This window comes from Microvirga sp. GN3 (assembly GCF_055792825.1).
The window spans coordinates 1-22,495 of sequence record NZ_JBVVAK010000130.1; the positions used below are offsets into that span (position 1 = coordinate 1).

19 protein-coding genes and 2 pseudogenes are annotated in these 22,495 nt (G+C 60.4%); 15 read left to right on the plus strand and 6 right to left on the minus strand.

The window, feature by feature from the left end; genetic code table 11:
- The 3 genes and pseudogenes from ACS5Q1_RS36335 to ACS5Q1_RS36345 all read right to left on the minus strand — a co-directional run.
- Window positions 1-327 (minus strand): annotated as a pseudogene (locus tag ACS5Q1_RS36335) (phosphoglycerate dehydrogenase); the annotation flags it as partial.
- Entirely contained in the window at window positions 267-641 is a 375-nt protein-coding gene (locus tag ACS5Q1_RS36340) for a GNAT family N-acetyltransferase (RefSeq protein ID WP_473102798.1), read from the minus strand. The pseudogene ACS5Q1_RS36335 and the gene ACS5Q1_RS36340, both read right to left, overlap by 61 nt.
- Before the next feature lie 31 nt (window positions 642-672).
- Window positions 673-951 (minus strand): GNAT family N-acetyltransferase, encoded by a 279-nt coding sequence (locus ACS5Q1_RS36345; RefSeq protein WP_473102799.1) that lies wholly within the window; start codon window positions 949-951, stop codon window positions 673-675.
- A gap of 380 nt (window positions 952-1,331) precedes the next feature.
- Between ACS5Q1_RS36345 and argE the strand changes: the two genes are divergently transcribed.
- From argE to ACS5Q1_RS36375, 6 genes are all read left to right on the plus strand, one after another.
- Window positions 1,332-2,456 carry an acetylornithine deacetylase gene (gene argE, locus ACS5Q1_RS36350; RefSeq protein WP_473102800.1) on the plus strand — a complete coding sequence of 375 codons (1,125 nt, stop codon included), beginning with the start codon at window positions 1,332-1,334 and terminating at the stop codon, window positions 2,454-2,456.
- Between the two features lie 23 nt (window positions 2,457-2,479).
- On the plus strand, window positions 2,480-3,403 hold the full coding sequence (locus ACS5Q1_RS36355) for a 2-hydroxyacid dehydrogenase (RefSeq protein WP_473102801.1): 924 nt from the start codon (window positions 2,480-2,482) through the stop codon (window positions 3,401-3,403).
- A 15-nt stretch (window positions 3,404-3,418) separates the two neighbouring features.
- Entirely contained in the window at window positions 3,419-3,775 is a 357-nt protein-coding gene (locus tag ACS5Q1_RS36360) for a cupin domain-containing protein (protein WP_036365137.1), read from the plus strand.
- A gap of 163 nt (window positions 3,776-3,938) precedes the next feature.
- Window positions 3,939-5,408 (plus strand): aldehyde dehydrogenase family protein, encoded by a 1,470-nt coding sequence (locus tag ACS5Q1_RS36365; RefSeq protein WP_473102802.1) that lies wholly within the window; start codon window positions 3,939-3,941, stop codon window positions 5,406-5,408.
- A gap of 11 nt (window positions 5,409-5,419) precedes the next feature.
- Window positions 5,420-6,463 (plus strand): tartrate dehydrogenase, encoded by a 1,044-nt coding sequence (locus tag ACS5Q1_RS36370; protein ID WP_473102803.1) that lies wholly within the window; start codon window positions 5,420-5,422, stop codon window positions 6,461-6,463.
- A gap of 18 nt (window positions 6,464-6,481) precedes the next feature.
- On the plus strand, window positions 6,482-7,936 hold the full coding sequence (locus tag ACS5Q1_RS36375) for an NAD-dependent succinate-semialdehyde dehydrogenase (RefSeq protein WP_473102804.1): 1,455 nt from the start codon (window positions 6,482-6,484) through the stop codon (window positions 7,934-7,936).
- A gap of 119 nt (window positions 7,937-8,055) precedes the next feature.
- Here the strand turns inward: ACS5Q1_RS36375 and ACS5Q1_RS36380 are convergent, their stop codons facing one another.
- Window positions 8,056-9,333 carry an NAD(P)/FAD-dependent oxidoreductase gene (locus ACS5Q1_RS36380; RefSeq protein ID WP_473102805.1) on the minus strand — a complete coding sequence of 426 codons (1,278 nt, stop codon included), beginning with the start codon at window positions 9,331-9,333 and terminating at the stop codon, window positions 8,056-8,058.
- A 15-nt stretch (window positions 9,334-9,348) separates the two neighbouring features.
- Window positions 9,349-10,017 carry a haloacid dehalogenase type II gene (locus ACS5Q1_RS36385; protein ID WP_473102806.1) on the minus strand — a complete coding sequence of 223 codons (669 nt, stop codon included), beginning with the start codon at window positions 10,015-10,017 and terminating at the stop codon, window positions 9,349-9,351.
- Window positions 10,018-10,349: 332 nt separating this feature from the next.
- Between ACS5Q1_RS36385 and ACS5Q1_RS36390 the strand changes: the two genes are divergently transcribed.
- The 6 genes from ACS5Q1_RS36390 to ACS5Q1_RS36415 all read left to right on the plus strand — a co-directional run bounded on the left by ACS5Q1_RS36390 (window position 10,350) and on the right by ACS5Q1_RS36415 (window position 17,971).
- The gene (locus tag ACS5Q1_RS36390) at window positions 10,350-11,186 is read left to right on the plus strand and encodes a GNAT family N-acetyltransferase (protein WP_473102807.1); all 837 of its coding nucleotides are present in this window, start codon (window positions 10,350-10,352) and stop codon (window positions 11,184-11,186) included.
- A 13-nt stretch (window positions 11,187-11,199) separates the two neighbouring features.
- A complete protein-coding gene (locus tag ACS5Q1_RS36395; protein WP_473102808.1) occupies window positions 11,200-12,576 on the plus strand; it encodes an aminotransferase class III-fold pyridoxal phosphate-dependent enzyme in 1,377 nt (458 codons plus the stop codon).
- A 224-nt stretch (window positions 12,577-12,800) separates the two neighbouring features.
- On the plus strand, window positions 12,801-14,408 hold the full coding sequence (locus tag ACS5Q1_RS36400) for an ABC transporter substrate-binding protein (RefSeq protein WP_473102809.1): 1,608 nt from the start codon (window positions 12,801-12,803) through the stop codon (window positions 14,406-14,408).
- Window positions 14,409-14,505: 97 nt separating this feature from the next.
- On the plus strand, window positions 14,506-15,456 hold the full coding sequence (locus ACS5Q1_RS36405) for an ABC transporter permease (protein WP_473102810.1): 951 nt from the start codon (window positions 14,506-14,508) through the stop codon (window positions 15,454-15,456).
- Complete coding sequence (locus ACS5Q1_RS36410) at window positions 15,453-16,313, plus strand: ABC transporter permease (RefSeq protein ID WP_473102811.1); 861 nt, start codon at window positions 15,453-15,455, stop codon at window positions 16,311-16,313. The genes ACS5Q1_RS36405 and ACS5Q1_RS36410 overlap by 4 nt, the downstream gene beginning before the upstream one ends.
- A complete protein-coding gene (locus ACS5Q1_RS36415; protein WP_473102812.1) occupies window positions 16,310-17,971 on the plus strand; it encodes an ABC transporter ATP-binding protein in 1,662 nt (553 codons plus the stop codon). Before ACS5Q1_RS36410 ends, ACS5Q1_RS36415 begins: the two co-directional genes overlap by 4 nt.
- Window positions 17,972-17,991: 20 nt before the next feature.
- Here ACS5Q1_RS36415 and ACS5Q1_RS36420 read toward each other — a convergent pair whose 3' ends face one another.
- Entirely contained in the window at window positions 17,992-18,468 is a 477-nt protein-coding gene (locus ACS5Q1_RS36420; protein ID WP_473102813.1) for an Lrp/AsnC family transcriptional regulator, read from the minus strand.
- 311 nt (window positions 18,469-18,779) lie between these two features.
- Between ACS5Q1_RS36420 and ACS5Q1_RS36425 the strand changes: the two genes are divergently transcribed.
- The 3 genes and pseudogenes from ACS5Q1_RS36425 to ACS5Q1_RS36435 form a co-directional block, all read left to right on the plus strand.
- Window positions 18,780-20,105: an NAD(P)/FAD-dependent oxidoreductase gene (locus ACS5Q1_RS36425; RefSeq protein ID WP_473102814.1), complete on the plus strand. Its 1,326-nt coding sequence runs from the start codon at window positions 18,780-18,782 to the stop codon at window positions 20,103-20,105.
- A gap of 132 nt (window positions 20,106-20,237) precedes the next feature.
- Window positions 20,238-21,518 carry a D-amino acid dehydrogenase gene (locus ACS5Q1_RS36430; protein WP_473102815.1) on the plus strand — a complete coding sequence of 427 codons (1,281 nt, stop codon included), beginning with the start codon at window positions 20,238-20,240 and terminating at the stop codon, window positions 21,516-21,518.
- A 156-nt stretch (window positions 21,519-21,674) separates the two neighbouring features.
- A pseudogene (locus ACS5Q1_RS36435) lies at window positions 21,675-22,334 on the plus strand (PEP/pyruvate-binding domain-containing protein); the annotation flags it as partial.
- Window positions 22,335-22,495: the final 161 nt, after the last annotated feature.

A 22,495-nucleotide genomic window follows, 5' to 3' on the forward strand; every position in this document is an offset into this window, starting at 1 on the left:
ATTGGAGAAGGGGGCGTTGAAGACCGGAATGCCTGCATGCCGGGCGGCTTCCAGGTCGACTTGGTTCGTGCCGACGCTGAAGCAGCCGACGGCGATCAGCCTGTTCGCGGCTTCCAGAACCTTGCCGGTCAGCTGCGTCCGGGAGCGGATGCCCAGGAGATGAACGCCCTGCAGTGCTTCGATCAGCTGATCCTCGTCGAGAGCCGTCTTGAGATAGGTCAGGTTCGTATAGCCGGCACCCCTGATCAGCTCGACGGCACTGTCGTTCACCCCCTCGAGCAGGAGGACGCGGATCTTGTCTTTCTGCAGAGAGAACAGCTCGGACATGTCGGCTCCTTTCGGCATGCGCCGCGTGTATCAACACGCGCAAATTGCCCTGATAATTCTGTTAGATGCGCCAAGACAAGCCGGATGGCATCATCGTCGTTGCTAGCCACAATCGGGCCGATAACCTGTCCGCGCCCGAATCTGCGACAGAAAGCATAGGTCACTAAAGCTCCGTCACGCCGGCTACCGTAGGCCCTGGACTCGCCCGCGAGAATATGTAGACGCCTCGTTCGATCCGTGCCGAAGGCAGGTGCATTAAGCGCGATCAACGCGTCGAAATCAGCCTCCGAAATTGTCCTTAGTTCACAATTCATGGATCCCAGGGTGAGAGATCTCGTTGCAACCTCACTGGCATTGATAGGCGGTTGCCTTTGGCACAAAATCAAGATCAACGTAAAGAGGGTAGGCCGCACGCGTCGCGTTGAGGATGAGATTACGACTCCCGCATCGGTCGAGAACTTGATCCATCAACCAGCGGCCATTGCCCTGAGCCTGCAGGCGATGTGAGGTGATCACCATGCCGACCGTCGCGAAATCCGTTCCATGGGAAAACCACATCGCCGTGCCAAAAACACGACCGATCCCATCCATTACAGCAAATCCCTCACTTACGTGTCGAAGCATGTCCCAATCCTCGGGACGATGCGGTCAGCCGACGCGCAGCATCTTTACATCGACAGATGCAATATCGCTTGAGCTGAGTTCGAAGGATTCGACGCGTAAGTGATTTCGCATTAGTGTTATAGCGCCTCCCTGGCATCGCATTACATCGCCGACGCTCCGTACTGCCGGAAATTCTGCAATTAAGCCGCTTCCGGCATTGTCGCTCGGCCATTAACGTTTGATCACAGCATCGCACGGGGATTGCAGTAGTTTCGGCTTGATATGCCCCCGCATTCGAAATTTTCATCCGTGCCTGACCATAATCCGGCAGAAAACAGCACTGCCAGAGAACTACCGTCGCCCAATGGCAAAGATTCCATACTGATACGTTTGGTAACTGCATGATGGTAGAAGACCTTCTGGCAAAATTAGTCGCCTTCCCCTCTGTCGTGGGTTCGCCCAATGGGGCGATCGTTGCCTGGATCGCTGACTACTGCAGAGCGCACGGCGCGAGCGTCGAGGTTCTGCCTGGCCCGGAGGGGGACCGGTGCAACCTGTTTGCCACTGTCGGTCCACGCGACAAGGCAGGCTATATCTTGTCCGGCCATATGGATGTGGTGCCTGCCGGTGAAGCGGAATGGAGCTCCGACCCCTTCACGTTGCGGTCCGAGGGGGATAAGCGCTACGGTCGCGGCACCACCGATATGAAGGGGTTCCTTGCCTGCGCACTTGCTGCACTTCCGAAACTTGCCGCCAGCAATCTCGATCGACCCATTCATCTCGCCTTTTCGTATGACGAAGAGGCCGGTTGCCGCGGGGTTCCACATCTCATCGCGGCGCTCCCTCATCTATGCCAGAAGCCCCTTGGCGCTATTATCGGAGAGCCCAGCCAGATGCAGGCCGTGCGGGCGCACAAGGGAAAAGCAGCAGTACGCCTGGAGGTGATCGGCAGGTCCGGGCACTCCTCCCAACCCCATCTTGGACTGAATGCTGTGCATGCCATGGCAGGCATCGTCACCAGGGCCGTATCTTATGGTGAGCTGCTTGCAAGGGGACCGTTCGACCAGAATTTCGAGCCGCCATACTCAACCTTGCAAGTCGGTGTTATCGCCGGTGGACAAGCAGTCAACATCATACCCGACCGATGCACAGCCGACATCGAGGTGCGTGCCGTGTCCGGCATATCGCCTCTGTCGCTGCTTGAGCCAGTGAAGGCGGACCTCGAAGCGCTGCAGGCTGAAGATTTCAGGACGATCTGGCATGAGCTCTCAGCCTATCCAGCCCTTTCGTTAGCCGCGGATAGTCCTCTTGCAGATCTGATGGCGGAGCTGACGGGCAAAGTGACCCTCGCAGCAGTCAGCTTTGGCACCGAAGCTGGCCTTTACCAGCAGGCGGGCATCGAGGCGATCATCTGCGGCCCCGGTGATATCAACCGCGCTCACCGTCCTGACGAATACATCGCACTGGGTGAACTGCATGCCTGCCAGCAGATGATGGAGGCTTTGGGTGCGCGGCTCGCAGCGTGACCTCCAAACAATAGGCTGGCACAATGGTTTTCCTATTTAATTCAGATCCTGAGCGCGGCGCTGTCTTCCGGGAGATGTTCGCTCGAGAGCTGCCCGATATTGAGTTCGTGCAGAGGGGAGACTCTGTCCTCCCGGAGCGGGTTCGCTATCTCCTGACATGGACAGCACCGGAAGAAATTGAACGATACCGCAATCTCGAGGTTCTGTTTTCTCTCGGAGCAGGCGTGGACCAGTTCCGGCCCGGCAGCGTGCCTGAGAGTGTGAAACTCGTGCGGATGGTGGAAGAGGGCATTGCCCGCATGATGCAGGAATATGTGACACTCGGCGTCCTTTCCCTGCATCGGGATATGCCGGCATACCGCGAACAGCAGAGGGCGCAGGAGTGGCGAGCGCGCCCTGTTCCCCAGGCGCCCGAGCGGCGGCTCGGTTTCCTTGGCCTCGGCATGCTCGCGCAAGCGGCGATCGAACGGCTGGCGCCGTTTCAGTTCCCCTTAGCGGGTTGGAGCCGGACCGCGCGCGACTTGCCTGGGGTGCAATGCTTCCATGGCACCAGCCAATTGCCGGATTTCTTAGCGCAGACCGACATTCTGGTCTGCCTTCTACCGCTCACCGACGAAACGCGTGGAATCCTGAATGCTCGCCTGTTCGAGCACCTGCCGCAGGGCGCAGGACTTGTGCATGTCGGCCGCGGCCCGCAGCTCGATCAACAGGCGCTTCGCGACGCGCTGGATACCGGAAAGCTCTCGGGTGCAGTGCTCGATGTAACCGATCCGGAGCCGCTGCCGCAGGGGCACCCGCTTTGGGGCCATCCGAAAGTGATGCTGACCCCGCATATCGCCAGCGTGACCCAGCCTCACACGGCGGCGCGATCGGTCGTTGAAAACATCCGGCGCCATCGTGCCGGCCAGGAGCTGATCGGCCTCGTCGATCGGACACGCGGTTACTGAAGCAAGGAGAAAAGTATGTCGCTTCTCGTCACCATCGATACCAACCCGGACTTCGCGCCGAAGGAAGCACTGCCGGCACCGGAACGGCTGATTTCCGGCAATCCATCGTTCAAGACTTGGGCGCAGGACGCCTCTCGTCAGGATAAAGTCCTGACCGGCGTATGGGAGGCAACCCCCGGCGAAACGCACTCGATCAAGGGCACGACGTACGAGTTCTGTCACCTCATCTCGGGCCTTGTCGAAATCGAAGAAAAGGACGGTGAGACCAAAACCTACCGCGCCGGGGATAGCTTTGTGATGAAACCCGGCTTCGTCGGCGTCTGGAGGACCATCGAGACAGTCCGCAAGATCTACGTCTGCGTCTACGAGTGATCCAGGAGCGGGCGGGTGCGCAGCCGCGCCCGCCAGTCTCCCAAACAATTCACCGCAAGACAGCTTTTCGGCACGATTCTGCGCTGCCCAAGGTGCAGACGTCGACGGAAAATGCGGCACACACGACGCTAGTCTCCAATCGAACAGCAGTGCGAGGTGCCTTATGTCGTTGAGCTTCGATCCCGAAACGCTCGCGTTTCGTTTCCATCATTTCATCGATGGCGAGCCGGTCGCGGCGGTTGGTGACGGTGGGCCGGAAATGCGCCGGCCCTCGGATGGCCGCGCCTATGGCGAATGCCCTGTCGCGGACGCGGAGCTTGTCGACCGGGCTGTGCAGACTGCCAAACGGGCCCTGAAGACCAGTGGCTGGGGTGATGCGCGCCCGCGCGAGCGCGTCAAGGCACTGCAACGCTGGGCGGACTTGATGGAAGAGGAGGCGGTGACGCTGGCCCGTCTGGAGGCCGTGTCTTCGACACGGCCGATCGCCCAGCTGATCGAAGGCGACATCGCCGTCACAGCTGAGCAGATCCGCTTCTTCGCCGAATTCGCCGACAAGGAGGGCAGCGACGTCGTCCCGACTTCGGCCTCCGCCTTTGGCATGACCCTGACGGAGCCATACGGTGTCATCGGTGCGATCACGCCCTGGAACTTTCCGATCTCAATGGCCGGCTGGAAACTGGGTCCCGCGCTTGCCGCCGGGAACGCCGTGGTGCTGAAGCCATCCGAGATGACGCCGTTCTCCACCCTCTATATGGCCGAGTTGGCAGTCAGGGCGGGCATTCCAAGCGGGCTTATCAACATCGTCCTCGGAGACGGCCAAACGACCGGCAATGCTATCACTGGGCACCCTGACGTCTCGAAGGTCAGCTTTACCGGTTCAACGGTAGCAGGCGCGGCCATCATGCAGAACATCGCGCGGACCGGCATCAAGCCGATGACGCTGGAGCTAGGGGGCAAAAGCCCTCAAGTCGTGTTTGCCGATGCAGACCTGAACCTTGCCGCATCGGCGATCGCGCGTGGCATTCTCGCCAATGCGGGGCAGGCGTGCGTTGCCGGTTCGCGTCTGATCGTCTCCGAAGAGATAGCCGAACAGCTGAGTGCGGCGCTTGCCCGTCACATGGCCGGTATTAGACCCGGCGTGACCTGGGACGCGGAGACGCAGTACTCGCCGATTATCTCCCGGCGTCAGCTCGATCGGATTGATGCGATCGTGCGCAAAAGCGTAGCGGAAGGGGCCGAGTGCATCGTCGGCGGGCGGATCATGGAACGGCCTGGCTACTTCTACGAGCCGACCTTGCTGTCCGGCGTCAGTTCGTCATCACCGGCAGTCACCGAGGAGATCTTTGGTCCGGTGTTGACAATGCAGACCTTCCGCAGCGAGGAGGAAGCACTCGCGCTCGCGGATCACCCAACCTATGGGCTCGCAGCAGGTCTGTTCACCCGCGATCTCTCCCGCGCGTTACGCGTCACCAAAGCTCTGCAAGCGGGGACCGTGTGGGTCAATCGATACGGCCGGTCACGGGACCACATCCTGCCCACCGGTGGGTACAAGAGCTCAGGTATTGGCAAGGACCTCGGGCGGGAGGCCTATCTCGCCAACCGCAAATCGAAAAGCGTGCTCATCGACCTCTGAGAAGGCAAGCCATGAAGACCTATTCCATAGCGCTGATCCCAGGCGACGGTATCGGCAAGGATGTCACCGCAGCCGCCTGGGCCGTACTGCAGGCCGCGGCCAGCAAGCACAGTTTCAACCTCGAGGGTACGACATTTCCTTGGTCCTGCGAGCACTATAGGCAAACCGGTGCCATGATGCCGGAGGATGGAATCGAGACGCTGCGTGCCTTCGATGCGATCTATCTCGGCGCGGTGGGCTGGCCGGCAGAGGTGCCCGACTCGGTGTCGCTGCACGGTCTCCTCCTGCCGATCCGCAAGGCATTTATCCAATACGCCAACATTCGCCCGCACCGGCTGCTGCCAGGGATTACCGGTCCCCTGCGTGCGCAGAGCTTCGACATCTTGTGCATTCGCGAGAACACCGAAGGGGAGTATTCCGGAGCTGGCGGACGGGTGCATTCGGGCACTTCGGACGAGGTGGCAGTCGAGACAGCGGTTTTTACCCGCAAGGGCGTGGAGCGCATCGTTCGCTTCGGGTTCAACCAAGCGAGGGCCCGGCGCGGCAAACTGGCCTCAGTGACCAAGTCGAATGCCCAGAAGTACTCCATGGTGTTTTGGGACGAGGTGACACGGGACGTTGCGCGCGAGTACCCAGACATTGAGGTGTCGCATTACCACATTGATGCCATGGCGGCTCGCATGGTGATGGCGCCGGAATCGCTGGACGTCGTGGTTGCGTCCAACCTCTTCGGTGACATCCTGACGGATCTCGGCGCCGCGATCCAAGGCGGACTGGGCTTTGCCGCATCAGCCAACATCAACCCGGATCGCACCGCGCCTTCGATGTTCGAGCCGGTGCACGGATCCGCTCCCGACATCGCCCATCTCAACATTGCCAACCCCATCGCTGCCATTTGGTCAGGCGCGATGATGCTGGAGCATCTCGGCGAGGCGGATGCGTCGAGGGATGTGATGGGCGCGATCGAAGCGAGTACTGCCAAGGGCGTTGGCACCGTGCCCGGCAAAGACAGGACAGGGGCAATCACAGACGCTGTTCTGGCAACATTGGTTTAAGCGAAAAGGAAACCTGACATGCAGTTAAGGGATACAGAGCTGTTTCGCCAGCGCGGCTTGATTGGTGAAGAGTGGCGCGATGCAAAATCTGGCAAAACCGTCGATGTAATCAACCCAGCGACACAATTGGTGCTCGGGACGGTTCCCGACATGGGCGCGGCTGAAACCCGTGACGCGATCGAGATGGCATCACGTGCTTTCAAGGTTTGGAAGAAGAAGACGCATGCAGAACGGGCAGCGCTCCTTGAGGCCTGGCACGCGCTCATGCTCAAGCATGAAGACGATCTCGCTCTCATTCTGACCCTCGAGCAGGGCAAGCCCCTTGCCGAGGCGCGCGGCGAGATTCGATATGGCGCCGGCTTCGTCAAATGGTTCGCTGAAGAGGCACGCCGTATCGGCGGGAGCACCATTCCGTCGCCAACCCCGGACCGGCGGATCCTGGTTCTGAAGGAGGCCGTCGGCGTGTGCGGAATCATTACCCCTTGGAACTTTCCCAATGCAATGATCACCCGTAAAGTCGCCCCTGCGCTCGCGGCCGGCTGCACGGTGGTGATCAAGCCGTCCGAATTTACGCCCTACTCGGCACTTGCTCTCGGCGTTCTGGCCGAGCGGGCCGGGATCCCGGCAGGCGTCATCAACATCGTCACAGGCATGCCCACCGAGATTGGTGGTGAGCTGATCGGCAACGAAACCGTGCGGAAGATCTCCTTCACCGGGTCGACGCGTGTCGGCGCGCTCCTGATGCGCGGCGCGGCCGATGGTATCAAACGGTTGAGCCTCGAGTTGGGCGGGAATGCCCCGTTCATCGTGTTCGACGATGCCGATGTCGATCTCGCGGTAGAAGGTGCCATCTCGTCGAAGTTTCGCAATGGCGGTCAGACCTGCGTCTGCGCCAATCGCATCCTGGTCCAGTCTGGCATCTATGATGCTTTTGCCGAGAGGCTGGCTAACCGCGTGGCACAAATGAAGGTTGGAGCCGGCACTGAAGACGGTGTGGCGATCGGCCCGATGATCAACGCAGCAGCCATCGAAAAGATTGAGCGGCATGTCGATGATGCATTGGCAAAGGGGGCACACATCCTCTCGGAGAGTAACTTTGTTCCAGCTGGCCAGCAATATGCAAGACCTCTGGTACTGGGTGGTGCAACCACCGAGATGCTGCTTGCATCGGAAGAAACCTTTGGACCAGTCGCGCCGCTCTTTCGTTTTGAGACGGAAGAAGAGGCAATTGGGATCGCCAATGGCACGCCGTTTGGCCTCGCAGCTTACTTCTATACGCAGAACCTCAGCCGTTCATGGCGGGTGGCCGAGGCACTGGAGTTCGGAATGGTCGGGTTGAATACCGGTGCCATCTCCACAGAGGTGGCACCGTTCGGTGGCGTCAAGCAGTCGGGCATCGGGCGTGAAGGCTCGCAACTTGGAATCGAAGAGTATCTCGAGGTAAAAACCCTGCATGTGGGAGGGCTGAACTAAGCCGGCGCGGCACGCCGGAGGATCATCTCTGGCAGGGCGTGTGAATGCCCACCGCACACCAAATATGAGAAAGGCGGCACAAGCCGCCTTTCTCAATTGCTCTCACCGTCAGGCCACACTTACTGGATCCTGTCGAGCATCTTATAGTACAGGCCAACCATTGGCAGGAACCATGGCTTGCCCGAGTACCCGGCGATGGTCGGCCATTCGAGGCCATTGAGCGGATTGCGATCGCCTTTGCCCATAATCGCGTCGGCCAGCACTATGCCCATTTGTGTCGACAGCTGCGCGCCGTGGCCCGAATAGCCCATGGCAAACCACACGCCATCGGCGAAGCCGGCGCGCGGGAACCGATCCTGTGTCATGTCAACAAGACCACCCCAGCAGTAATCAATCTCCACCCGGGCCAGATGCGGGAAGAGCTTTGCAAGGCTGGCGCGCAGGATCTCACCACTCTTGGCATCGGATCTTTGGTCCGAAGTGGCAGAAAAGCGCGCCCGGCCTCCGAAGATCATGCGCCGGTCCGGGGCCAAACGGAAGTAGTTGCCGATATTCATCGACGTTACGTAGGTCCGGTTGCCCGGCATGGTCGCGGCGATTTCACTCTCGCTGAGCGGCCTTGTGGCAATGATGAAGCTCCCGACGGGGATGATCCGGCGGCGAAAATACGGGAAGTTCTTTGTCGTGTATGCCCCGGTCGCCAACACGACCGTATCGGCCGTAACGGTTCCGTGCGGGGTTTCAAGTTCAGTTAGACTACCACTGTGACGGCGCTGTGTAACAAGCGCATTCTCGTAAATGGTGGCACCGTGACGGGTGGCTGCCGTGGCAAGGCCCGTGACATACCGACCCATATGCATCATGGCGCTCTTTCGAGAGAGCATCCCACCATGGAACACGTCCGATCCGACCTCGGCGGCAAGATCCTCGCGGCGCAACAACGCCGTGTCCGGATCCACCTCCTGGTGAAGAACCTCGAAGTTGCGGGCCAGTGCATCCATATGCGAAGGCTTTGACGCCAGTTTCAGCTTGCCGGAACGACGAAAGGCGCAGTCAATCGTCTCTTCCCTGACGATGCGTTCGATCGACTCGATCGAATCGTCAAAGGCGCGGTAGAGCGCCTTCGCGCGGTCGGCCCCGAGATGGGCTTTGGCGGCCAGGTAGCTGTGGGCGATGCCGTTGTTGAGATGGCCGCCGTTTCGCCCGGACGCGCCGGAGCCAACCGTTCCGCCCTCCAGCACGACGACACGCACGCCAGCCTTGGCGAGGTGCAGGGCCGCGGACAGACCCGTGAAACCTCCGCCGATGACGGCAACGTCATATCGTCCGGCAACCGGGCCATGAGACGCCATGGTGAAGGGTGGCGTGGTGTCGTGCCAGTAAGACTTGAACTGCATCTTGCTTGTTCCTGATTACAGACCCACTGCACCAGCCAGGCCCGAGATGTCCTTGATCTCCGTGTACTCATAGAAGGGGTTTGCAGGCTCGTGGCCGCGGTTCACCCAGACCTTGCTCTTTATACCCATGTCATAGGCCGTCATCAGGTCATAGCGGAAGGAGGAGGAAACGTGGGTGATGTCTTCGGGTCCGCAGCCGAGCTTGTCGAGCATATACTCGAACCCCTTCATCAGCGGCTTGTAGGCACCCGCTTCCTCCGCCGTGATGACCATGTGGAAGGGTGCACCAAGCTTCTCCACGTTCGACATGATCAGGCTGTTCATGGAGTTCGACAGGATCACCAGTGGAATCTCCTTGGCAACCTTGGCCAAACCCGCCGGGACATCCGGGTGCGGACCCCATGTCGGCACCTCTTCATAAATGCGCTGGGCATCCTCCGGTCGAAATGCAACGCCATTTCGCTTGCAGGTGCGCTCTACCGAATTGTGCACGACCTCGACGTAGGGCTTCCAGGCCCCAAGCACCTCGTCCAGCCGGTAGGCCGCGAAATCCTTGATGAACTGTGCCATCGCAGCGGGGGACAGCCGCGAGCCATAGACTCTCTTTGCCGCGCCGGCCATGTCGAAGTTGGTCAGTGTGCCGTAGCAGTCGAAGGTGATGTATTTCGGCCGAAACTGGCTCATGGGGTCAATCCTTGCAATCACGCCGGCACCGCGTGCCGACCTGCCACGCATCATAGCGATCGTCTTCATGGACTAATCACCGCATTTGCTGCGAGGAAAAGCAGAATGTTCCGTATTGAATGAGGGGTGCGGCAGAGAGTTTTCCAAACTAGGGTCGCCGACAGTGGCAAAGGCCCACGGTGTCCGGCCGCAGTGCCGGGTGAGCGGCATAAGATGCGGAAGTGGGGGCCACAGAAAGCGCAAACGCATCGCTCAGGCCCTGGAGTCAGGAGGAGCTGCTTCAGAGCCTGGTCTATTCATAAGGTGACACGAAACCCGATGCGGAAAACGGAATGACTGCGGAACAGATCTCTCTGGAAGCGATGGAGACAGAACATCTCGATGGAGCCGTCCTGCTGTCACGCGAGGCCGGCTGGCCCCATCGCCGCGAGGATTGGGAATTGGTGTTGTCGGTTAGCGAGGGCATCGTGGCGCTGCACGATGGCCGTGTTGTCGCGACGACCATGATGACGCCTTTCGGCTCCGATGCCGCTACGATCAACATGGTGATTGTGGACGCAGCCATGCGCGGGCGCGGACTTGGCCGGAAGCTGATGGATGCTGCGCTGGACAAGGCGGGCGCACGCACCTGCCGGCTCGTGGCGACAAAAGAGGGTCTGCCACTTTATGAGAAACTCGGTTTCGTTGCGGTTGGCGAAATCATCCAGCATCAGGGGCAAGCCCTGAAGGTCGAGGCCCCGGCGACCGTGTCCTGGGCGCGGGACAATGACTATGAGAAAATTTGCTCACTCGATCGCGCTGCCAGCGACCTCGATCGCAGCAAGCTCATGAGCATCCTTCGGCACGCGGCCCAGTTCGCAGTCATCCGGGAAAGGGGGGAGGTCAAGGCATTCGCGGGAGTGCGCACCTTCGGCCGTGGTCTCGTTATCGGACCGGTCGTTGCGTCGAGCAGCCAGCAGGCCAAAGACCTTATCCAGTTCATGCTCGCGCATCATGAAGGGGACTTCGTCCGCCTCGACACGGAACTATCCACTGGGCTTGGTCCCTGGCTCGCCGAGCGTGGCCTTGCCCATGCCGGCGGCGGCATCCCAATGCGACGCGGCCCTAAGATGGAGCGAGCCGAAGCACCATACCGCACATATGCGCTGGTCAACCAGGCGCTGGGTTAAATTGGAGACTAACATGCTGAGCAATTCGCTGATCGAGCTTGATCGTGCCCACCTGATCCATCCCGTTGCCTCCTATCGCGGGCATGAGAAAAGAGGCGTGCGCGTCCTGAAATCCGGCAGGGGGGCGTCGGTGACGGATTCCACTGGGCACACCTTGGTGGATGGTTTCGCGGGCCTGTGGTGCGTCAATGCCGGGTACGGCCAAGACAGCATCGTGGAAGCCGCAACCCGCCAGCTTCGTGAGCTCCCCTATGCCACCGGGTACTTCGGACTGGGCTCCGAACCGGCGATCCGCTTGGCAGCCGAGCTTGCTGAGCGTGCGCCAGGCGACCTCAACCACATCTACTTCACCCTTGGTGGATCGGACGCCGTCGACAGCACCATCCGCTTTATCCGCTACTACTACCACGCCAAGGGCACGCCCCAGAAAGACCAGTTCATCTCGGTCGAGCAGGGCTACCATGGGTCCTCGACGGCCGGTTCTGGCTTGACAGCACTGCCGGCGTTCCACGCAGGTTTTGGAGTCCCGTTTGATTGGCAGCATAAAATTCCGTCTCACTATGCCTACCGCAATCCGGCCGGCTCGGAGCCGCAGGCCATCATCGATGCTTCCGTGGCGGCGTTGCGTGCCAAGGTGGAGGAATTGAGCCCTGAGCGCGTGGCCGCCTTCTATGTCGAGCCAATCCAGGGGTCTGGTGGCGTTCTGGTGCCGCCGAAGGGCTGGATGAAGGCCATGCGCGACGTATGTCGGGAGCTCGATATTCTGTTCGTGGCAGACGAGGTGATCACGGGCTTCGGGCGAACGGGCCCACTGTTCGCTTGTTCGGAGGACGAGGTCGTGCCTGATCTCATGACCACGGCCAAGGGGCTGACCTCCGGTTATGTGCCACTCGGCGCTGTCTTCATGTCCGATCGGGTCTACAACACCATTGCTGACGGCGCCGGTATGACCGCGGTTGGCCACGGTTACACCTACTCGGCCCACCCCGTCAGTGCTGCAGTCGGACTGGAATGTCTGCGGCTCTACGAGGATGGCTTGCTGGAGAACGGCGTGCGGGCTGGCAAGCGGCTGATGGCCGGTCTGCAGTCCCTCGCGGACCACCCGCTGGTCGGCGATGTCCGGGGGCGCGGCATGTTAGCGGCCGTCGAACTCGTTACCGACAAGCAACGCAAGACGCCGCTGCCGGCAGCGGCAGATCCCGCACGCCGGATCTTCGACAGAGCATGGGAGAAAGGGCTCATCATCCGGGCCTTTGCCAACGGAGTGCTGGGTTACGCACCGCCACTCTGCTGCACGGAAGAGGACATCGACAGGATTATCGATTGCACCCGGATGACGCTCGATCAGACACTGGAAGATCCGGATGTCCGTGCAGCAATGGTCCGATGAGCGGGTTGGAAGCCGGCAACCTCGCGGCATAAATGTTGCCGAGGCGTCATATTCGCAATTTTGTGCCGCGAGCTATCCAAGATTCAGCGCAATCGGCGAGCAATAGCCGCCAAACTAACCCTTATCGGTAGCGGAGCTGGGTCAGCCTGAGATTTCTAAGCTTACGCCGAGGAGGCCAACAAGAATAACCAGAAGTCAGCCACTAGATAAAAAAGGGAACTGCTATGGACAAGATTGCCAACTGGACTTCTTCCGACGATGCGATGGTCGAGAGCGCTATCCGTCGCGGTGCAAGCCGCCGGGAACTCCTGCAGATGATGTTCATGGGCGGGGTCGCGGCAACCACCGGCGCCACCATCCTCGGGCGTGCGACGGCGGCAGTTGCCGCTGAACCTGTGAAGGGCGGCTTCATCAAGGCGGCAGGCTTCTCTGCTTCAACCGCTGATACGCTCGACCCGGCGAAAGCATCGAACGCGACCGACTATGTTCGTTGTTCTGCCTTGTACAACCGTCTCACGTTCCTCAACGGTGCCGGCGAGACGACGATGGAGTTGGCCGAAAGCATCGAAAGCAACGACGCAAAGGTTTGGGTCGTCAAGCTGCGCAAGGGTGTAACCTTCCACGACGGAAAGAGCCTAACCTCAGCCGACGTCGTGTTTTCGCTCAACCGACACCTGGATCCAGCCGTCGGCTCGAAGGTCAACGCGCTCGCGAAGCAGATCGTCCAAGTGAAGGCCATCGACGCTCAGACGGCTGAGATCACGCTTCAAGCACCGAATGCCGATCTTCCAACAATCCTCGCGCTACACCACTTCATGATCGTTGCCGACGGTACGACAGACTTTTCAAAGGGGAACGGCACCGGACCATTCATTTTGAAGGAGTTCCAGCCAGGGGTGCGCTCGATCGCGGCGCGCAACGAGAATTACTGGAAGGACCGGAAGGCGAACCTCGAAGGGTTTGAGTTCTTCGCAATCGGGGACGAGACGGCACGCATGAACGCGCTGCTCTCCGGCGACATCCAACTCGCCGCCAACCTCAACCCACGCTCTCTGCGCGTGCTCGAGAACAACCCGGCGGCTAACCTGTTCATCTCGAAACTCGGTAGCTACACCAACCTGAATGTTCGCCTGGACATGGCACCCGGCGACAAGCAGGGGGTTGCGGAAGGCTTCAAATACCTCATCAACCGCGACGTGATCAAGAAATCGGTCCTGCGCGGACTGGCCGAGATCGCCAATGATCATCCGATCCCGGATTGGAACAAGTATCACAATGCCGAACTGAAGCAGCGCGAGTTTGATCCGGAACGGGCGAAGTCTCTCTTCGCAAAGGCCGGTGTGCTCGGCCAAGAGATCCGGATCACGGCCGCCGAGGCGGCAAACTCCTCGCCAGATTATGCGGTGGTGGTGCAGCAGGCGGCCTCCAAGATCGGCCTCAAGGTGGCGATCAACCGCGTCCCCTCCGACGGCTACTGGTCCAATCACTGGCTCAAGGATGCCGTCCATTTCGGCAACATCAACGCCCGTCCGACACCCGATATCCTTTTCTCGCTGCTCTACAAGTCCGATGCAGCTTGGAACGAGACTGGCTACAAGTCGGAGAAGTTTGACAGCATGCTGCTTGAAGCACGTGGACTCCTCGACGAGGCCAAGCGCAAGCAAATCTATGGCGAAATGCAGGCCATGATCTCCAATGGGGCAGGCACGGTCATTCCTGTCTTCATGTCGACTGTCGATGCTATTTCGCCCAAGCTGAAGGGACTCACCCCCAACCCGCTTGGCGGCATGATGGGCTACACTTTCGCGGAACATGCGTGGCTCGAGGCCTAAGGATCGGTTGATCTGACTTGGTGATCTGACTTGGACGCGTAGAATGAAGTCTGCGCGTCCGAGCCGAGGCATTATCATCATCAGCGGGTGTCGTCCTATGAACTCACTCATACTTAGACTCGCCGCAAAACGCGTAGTCATTGCATTCTTGACGCTGCTCTTCGTCGCATTCACGATCTTCTTTGCGACCGAGATGCTGCCAGGGGATGTTGCGGAAATTCTCCTCGGCCAAGCCGCAACGCCCGAAGCCGTGGCCGGACTGCGCACGGCCATGCACCTCGATCAGCCGGCTTTCCTGCGCTTTATCTACTGGCTCGGCGAGTTACTCACCGGCGATTTCGGCGTATCCTACGTCAACAAGATGCCAATTGCCGACCTTATTGGCGGACGACTCGTCAACTCGTTGAAGCTGGCCGGTGTGACGGCCGTGATCTCGGTTCCCATTGCGCTGGCCCTTGGTATCACCGCCGCCATCAAGCGAGGGACACTCTATGATCGGCTCGTCTCGATCTTCACGATCTCGGTGATTTCCGTGCCTGAGTTCATGGTTGCAACGATCGCCGTCATCGTTTTTGCGGTCTATCTCGGCTGGCTGCCAGCGCTGTCCATGGCCAATGAGGTGACGTCGATCGGTAGCCTGCTGAAGGCCTTCGCGATGCCGGTGATTACGCTGAGCTTCGTCGTTTCCGCGCAAATGATCCGTATGAGTCGCGCCGCCGTGCTCGAAACACTCAACACGCCCTATGTTGAAATGGCCCTTCTGAAGGGCGCGTCGCGCCGGCGCATGGTTCTCCGCCACGCGCTGCCGAACGCGCTCGGCCCAATCGTCAATGCGGTGGCCCTGTCCCTGTCGTATCTGCTGGGTGGGGTGATCATTGTCGAAACGATCTTCAACTATCCCGGTATTGCGAAGCTCATGCTCGACGCGGTTTCGACCCGTGACCTTCCGCTGATCCAGAGCTGCGCGATGATCTTCTGCCTCGCGTACCTGCTTCTGATCACCATTGCCGACCTCGTTGCCATCGTCTCAAATCCGAGGCTTCAATGACCATGTCCCTTTCCCTTCCGCAGAAAACCAGGCTGCCCCGCTTCGGATACCGGTTTTCCCTTGTCGGCGTGATATCGTTTCTCATTATTGTCGCATGGATTCTCGTTGCCATCTTCGCGCCATTCATCGCCCCGCATCCGGTCGGAGATATCGTCGACTTCGACTTCTTCGGCCCGATGACCGCCGAATTTCCGTTGGGGACGGATTATCTTGGCCGTGACATGCTCTCGCGCATCCTGCTCGGCGCGCGCTATACGGTCGGCATCTCGCTCGCTGCCGTTTGCCTGGCCTGTTTGTGCGGCGTCACACTGGGAATGACAGCCGCGGTGATCGGCGGATGGTTCGATACTGTGCTGAGCCGGACGCTCGATGCCCTCACATCCATCCCGAGCAAGATCCTGGCGCTCGTCATCGTGGCTGCCGTTGGCTCGTCGATCCCGATCCTCATCGTGACTTTGGCCGTCATCTACACACCAGGCTGCTACCGCTTCGCGCGTGCGCTGGCTGTGAATATCAATACAATGGACTATGTGACGGTCGCCCGCGCCCGGGGCGAGGGACTGGGTTATTTGATCCGCTCCGAAATCCTGCCCGGCATCATTGGACCAGTTCTGGCCGATTTTGGACTGCGGTTCGTGTTCATCGTGCTTTTGCTGTCGAGCATGTCCTTTCTGGGTCTCGGCGTGCAGCCACCGTTCGCCGACTGGGGTGCCTTGGTGAAGGAGAATATCGGCGGGCTATCGTTCGCAGCACCGGCCGTGATCTTTCCATCAATCGCGATCGCCAGTCTAACCATCAGCGTCAATTTGCTGATCGACAATCTGCCTCAGAAGATACGCGACCGGAGCGAGCCATGAGCAATCTCGTCGAAGTCCGCAACCTGCGGGTCAATGCAAAGACGGATTCCGGCCGTACAGTCGAAATCATCCGCAACGTTTCGTTCGATATTGCCGACGGAGAGATTGTCGCTCTCATTGGTGAAAGTGGCTCCGGCAAGACAACAATCGCACTGACCCTGATGGGGTATACCCGCTCGGGATGTCGCATTGTCGAGGGCAGCGTCAAGCTGGCTGGACAGGAGATTTCCGCCTTGCCCGAGGGCAAACGCGCGAGCAAGCGGGGTACCGAAGTATCCTATATTCCGCAGAGCGCGGCTGCCTCGTTCAACCCTGCGCACAAGATCATGGATCAAGTGATCGAGGTGACGAAGATTCACCATTTGATGCCGGTCGAGCAAGCGCGCACGAAGGCCATTGAGCTCTTTCGGGCACTGGCCTTGCCTGATCCCGATACGATTGGCGACCGCTACCCGCATCAGGTATCCGGCGGTCAGCTGCAACGCCTTTCAGCGGCGATGGCTCTGATTGGTGATCCGAAGCTTGTGATCTTCGACGAGCCAACAACAGCCCTCGACGTGACGACGCAAGTCGAGGTCCTTCGTGCGTTCAAATCGGTGATGAAGAGGGATGCAATAGCCGGCGTCTATGTCTCGCACGACCTCGCGGTCGTCGCGCAGATTGCCGACCGCATCATCGTTTTGAAGAACGGAGAAATCCAGGAGGTCGGTCAGACCACGGATATTGTGCAGCGTCCGCAACATCCCTACACGCGAGAGTTGCTTGACGCCTTCGAGCCGGCCTCGCGCGTCCCGATTGCTGGCGGGCGCATCGAGCCCGAGGCGCCGCTTCTCGTCGTCAAGGACATTGTGGCCGGGTATGGCAAGATCGATAAGGCCGGAATGCCATCGCTGCGGGTGGTCAACAAGGTCAGCTTCGAGCTTCCTCGTGGAAAGAATCTCGGCATCATCGGCGAGTCGGGGTGCGGAAAATCAACCCTGGCGCGCGTGATCGCCGGGATTTTGCCGGCTGCGCAAGGCCAGATCCTGTTCGAGGGCAAGCCGCTTGATCCGGATCTGCGTAAACGCAGCCGCCATGAGTTACGCGAAATCCAGATCGTCTTTCAATCGGCCGACACCGCACTCAATCCGGCGAAATCGATTGCCGATATCCTGGCCCGGCCACTGATTTTTTATCATGGGATGGGCGGCAAGCAGCTCGAGGCCCGGGTCGATCACCTGCTCGACATGGTTCGCTTGCCACGCGCCTTGCGCCACCGGCAGCCGGGCGAGCTGTCAGGTGGACAGAAACAACGTATCAATCTGGCACGCGCCTTGGCGGCTGACGCCAAGCTCATCCTTTGCGACGAGATCACCTCGGCGCTGGATACCGTCGTCGGGGCCGCCATCATTGAACTCCTCAAGGAGCTTCAGCGCGAACTCTCCCTGTCGTATCTGTTCATCAGTCATGATCTTTCGACGGTCAGGGCGATTTGCGACGAAGTGGCGGTGATGTATGCCGGTGAAAAGATCGAGCAATTGAATCCGGATGTCATGGGCGGCGAGGCCAGTCACCCCTATTCCCGCCTGTTGTTTGCCTCCGTGCCGAAGCTCGACACAGGTTGGCTCGACAGCCTGGAGCAGGACCCTGAACTCCTGCAGGCCTATGCGCGACGCTGACAGGAATGGAACGGCCGTGTTCAGGCTTCGAAGATCTTGTCGAGGGGCAGGTGCGTTTTGACGATCGGGGACTTCAGCACCACATAACTGAAGTATTTGTCGATGCCGACATCCAGATCGATCAGCCGTTCTATAATCGTCTGATACTCTGCGATGCCGGACGTGACAAACTTCATCAGATAATCGTAGCCTCCTGAGACAAGGTGACATTCCATGACCTCGTCGATCTTGTCGATGGTTGCGAGAAAGCGCGCGAAGTCGATTTGACGATGGTTCTTGAGCGTGATCTCCGTGAAGACAGTCAGTGTTTGACCAAGCTTGGAAACGTCAATCTGAGCCGAGTAACCGGCGATGTATCCCTCGGTTTGAAGTTTCTTGACCCGCATCAGACAGGGGCTGGGTGAAAGATGGACGAGTTCTGCCAGCTCGACGTTGGTGATGCGCCCGTTCTTCTGCAATTCCGCGAGTATCTTCAGATCAATCCGGTCGAGCTTCATTGGCATCCGCGCATTTTCGATACTATATCCGCTAATTATGCCGGTTTTGCCTGCGATCGCAATCTCCTGGCGATGGGCGCTCGTGTTTCGCCTGTGTTACAGCTCCTGAGCCTGAACGAGCCGGTGTGGATGACACGTCATGGGTTTGCGATCGCCTCATCGGTTGCTCGGGGCCTACGATCAAAAGCCCCTACAACAATCGCCTGTCATCCCTTGTCTGAACAGCATGAGATTCCATTGTGCTGGGCCGATACGGGGTATCGGTCTGCGGCCGGTCCCCTATGATCCCGCTAAACGACGGGAGATCTGCCATGCCAGCGCCGCTCATTCATATCGAAGCTACACCCGATCTCCCGCAGGAAGCGGACGTCGTTGTCATTGGCGGTGGTGTGGTTGGTGTCTTCACGGCGTACTATTTGGCCCGACGCGGGGTGAAGGTTGCGCTGGTGGAGAAGGGGCTTGTCGGTGCGGAACAGTCCAGTCGGAACTGGGGCTGGTGTCGCCAGCAGAACCGTGACGCGCGCGAGTTGCCTCTCGCAACGAAAAGTCTCGATCTGTGGGAGAAGCTGGCCGAGGAAACGGGCGAGGACACCGGTTTCCGCCGCTGCGGGCTCCTGTATCTGTCGCAAAACGAGAATGAGCTGGCCGGTTGGGCGAAATGGCGCGATTTCGCCCAAACGGTCGGTGTGACCACTCATATGCTGAGCCAGCAGGAGGCGACGGAGCACGGCCGGGCCACCGGTCGCGTCTGGAAGGGTGGAGTCTTCTCACCGAGCGATGGGACGGCCGATCCATCCCGAGCCGTTCCCGTTACAGCCCGGGCCATTATGGCGGTCGGCGGGACCATCCATCAGAACTGCGCCGCACGGGGCATCGAAGTGAGCGCCGGCCGCGTCAGTGCGGTGGTCACGGAGAAGGGCACCATACGCACGCGGATCGCTGTCATGGCCGGCGGTGCCTGGGCGTCATCCTTCTGTCACCAGCTCGGCATCCGGTTCCCGCAAGCATCGATACGAGCCTCGATCATGGCTGTCGCACCAGGTGCGAACGATCTGCCCGACGCATTGCATACCGCAGAAGTCTCAATGACCCGGCGCCGCAATGGCGGGTATACCCTCGCGATCAGCGGTCGGGCGCGCGTCGACCCGACACCGCAGCAACTCCGTTTCAGTCGCGAGTTCATTCCGATGTTCGCTCGGCGGTGGCGCAGCCTTGCGCCGGGGGGACTGGAAGGATGGCGTCAGGGGCATGAGACCCTGCGCAAATGGCGGTTGGATGCAGTGACTCCGATGGAGAAGGTCCGCATCCTCGACCCCAAGCCTGACATGAAGCAGATCCGTCTCACCCACGCGAGAGCTTGCGATCTCATGCCGAGCATGCGGCAAATGCCGATATCCGACGTATGGGCCGGATATATCGACAGCACACCTGATGGCGTTCCTGCCATTGGTGAGGTTGAGCGTATTCCGGGCTTCATTCTGGCCGCCGGATTTAGCGGTCATGGCTTCGGCATTGGACCAGGGGCTGGCCACCTCATTGCGGATCTGATTACGGGTAAACCACCGATCGTGGATCCACGCCCCTACAGGCCTGAGCGCCTAAGCGCCTCTGCATGGGGCAGGGTTGCGGACTTTTGAGAGTGTCCACCGCTTCTGGAGAGTGCCGAATTCCATTTGATCGGTCAGTGCCAAGCCATTGATTTGACCGCTCTTAAGGCACGGCGGTCCTGTTCGCACTGTCAGTTCAACCATTCTTGAGGTTCAGGAACCATGCGCGTTCTCGTTCTCGGCAGCGGCGTTGTCGGCGTCACATCCGCCTATTATCTGGCCAGGCAGGGCCATGAGGTGACGGTGGTGGATCGCCAGCCCGCCGCCGGCATGGAGACCAGCTTCGCCAATGCGGGCCAGGTCTCACCTGGCTATTCCGCGCCGTGGGCCGCCCCAGGGATCCCGATCAAGGCGATGAAGTGGCTGCTGATGAGGCATCGGCCGCTGGTGCTCTGGCCGCGCACCGAGTTGCGCCTCTGGGGCTGGCTCGCCCACATGCTGGCCAACTGCACCGAGGAGGCGTACCGGCGCAACAAGAGCCGGATGGTGAGCCTGGCCGAGTACAGCCGGGACTGCCTGCGCGAGCTGCGGCGGGAGACCGGCATCACCTACGACCATCGGGAGCAGGGGCTGCTCCAGCTCCTCCGCACACAAAAGCAGCTCGACGGGATCGGCGAGGACACGGCTGTTCTCGATGCCTACGGCGTTCCCTACGAGATCCTGGATCCCGCAGGATGCGTCGGCGTCGAACCGGCCCTGGGTCTCGTCAGGGACAAGGTCGCCGGCGGCCTGCGTCTCCTCGGCGATGAGACGGGGGATGCCCACCTGTTCACGCAGCGGCTTGCCGCCATGGCGGAACAACTGGGGGTCCGGTTCCGGTACGGCACCTCTGTCCAGAAGCTGCTCACGGAAGGTGACCGGATCTCCGGCGTGCAGATCAACGGTGGCGAGGTGCTTGTCGCGGACACCTACGTGGCGGCGATGGGCAGCTATACGCCGCAACTGGTGAAGCCCCTCGGCATCCACCTGCCGGTCTACCCGGTGAAGGGCTATTCCCTGACCATGCCTATCGCGAACCCGGACGCGGCACCCGTCTCGACCGTGATGGACGAAACCTTCAAGGTCGGGATCACCCGCTTAGGGAACCGGATCCGGGTCGGCGGCACGGCGGAGCTGGCCGGCTTCAGCCAGCGCCTGCGGGCGCCGCGGCGGGCGACGCTCGAGCACTCGGTGACGGACCTGTTCCCGCAGGGCGGCGACGTCAGGCAGGCCAGCTTCTGGACCGGCCTGCGGCCGATGACGCCGGACGGCACGCCTGTGGTGGGCGCGACCCGATACCGGAACCTGTACACGAACACCGGTCATGGCACTCTCGGCTGGACCATGGCCTGTGGCTCCGGCCGCGTGCTCGCCGACCTGATCTCCGGTCGGGTGCCGGAGGTCTCGCACACGGATCTCGCAGTCGATCGCTACAAGGATGAGTGGCGGTTTCAGGGCGCATAGGTCTGTTACGTCGCGCTGTCGAGCAGGCCTATCAGAATCCGTGTTCGGGCATCAGAGGTCGTGGCCAGCTCCAGATTGGCTCATCGGAGCACCCCTATAGCGTGGAGAACCGTCGTGGATGATTGGAATTTCGCAGTCTGGCAGGAAAACCGAGCGATGACGCAGTGGGTCTATACCTTCGGGGACGGTAAGGCCGAGGGCCAGGCGGGGATGAAGAACCTGCTCGGTGGCAAGGGGGCCAATCTGGCCGAGATGTCCAACCTGGGCCTGCCGGTGCCGCCGGGCTTCACCATCACGACGGAAGTCTGCACCTATTACTACGACCATGGCCGCTCCTATCCGCAGGAGCTGAAAACCCAGGTCGCGAACGCCCTGGCCTATGTCGGCAAGCTGACCGGCTGCACCTTCGGCGATGCCGCCAATCCGCTTCTCGTCTCCGTCCGCTCCGGCGCCCGGGCCTCCATGCCCGGCATGATGGACACGGTGCTCAATCTCGGCCTCAACGACGTCACCGTCGAGGCACTGGCCAAGGGCGCCGGCGACGAGCGCTTCGCCTATGACTCCTACCGTCGCTTCATCACGATGTATTCCAACGTGGTGCTCGGCCTCGAGCACCACCATTTCGAGGAGATCCTCGACGAGTACAAGGACCGCAAGGGCTACAGCCTCGACACGGACGTGACCGCCGCGGACTGGAAGGCCCTGATCCCGCGTTACAAGAGCCTGGTCGAGAAGGAACTCGGCAAGCCCTTCCCACAGGAGCCGCAGGAGCAGCTCTGGGGCGCCATCGGGGCCGTGTTCGGCTCCTGGATGAACAAGCTGCGCGCCCATTCTATGAGATGATGAGTCAGCAATCCAGACAGCTGCAGCCCACCTAATCGGAGGCCGGTTCGGAAAGGCCATGAAAACTCAGATCGTTATCGTAGGAGGCGGAGCCGGAGGGCTCGAGCTCGTACGGCGGCTTGGCGCCAAGCTGG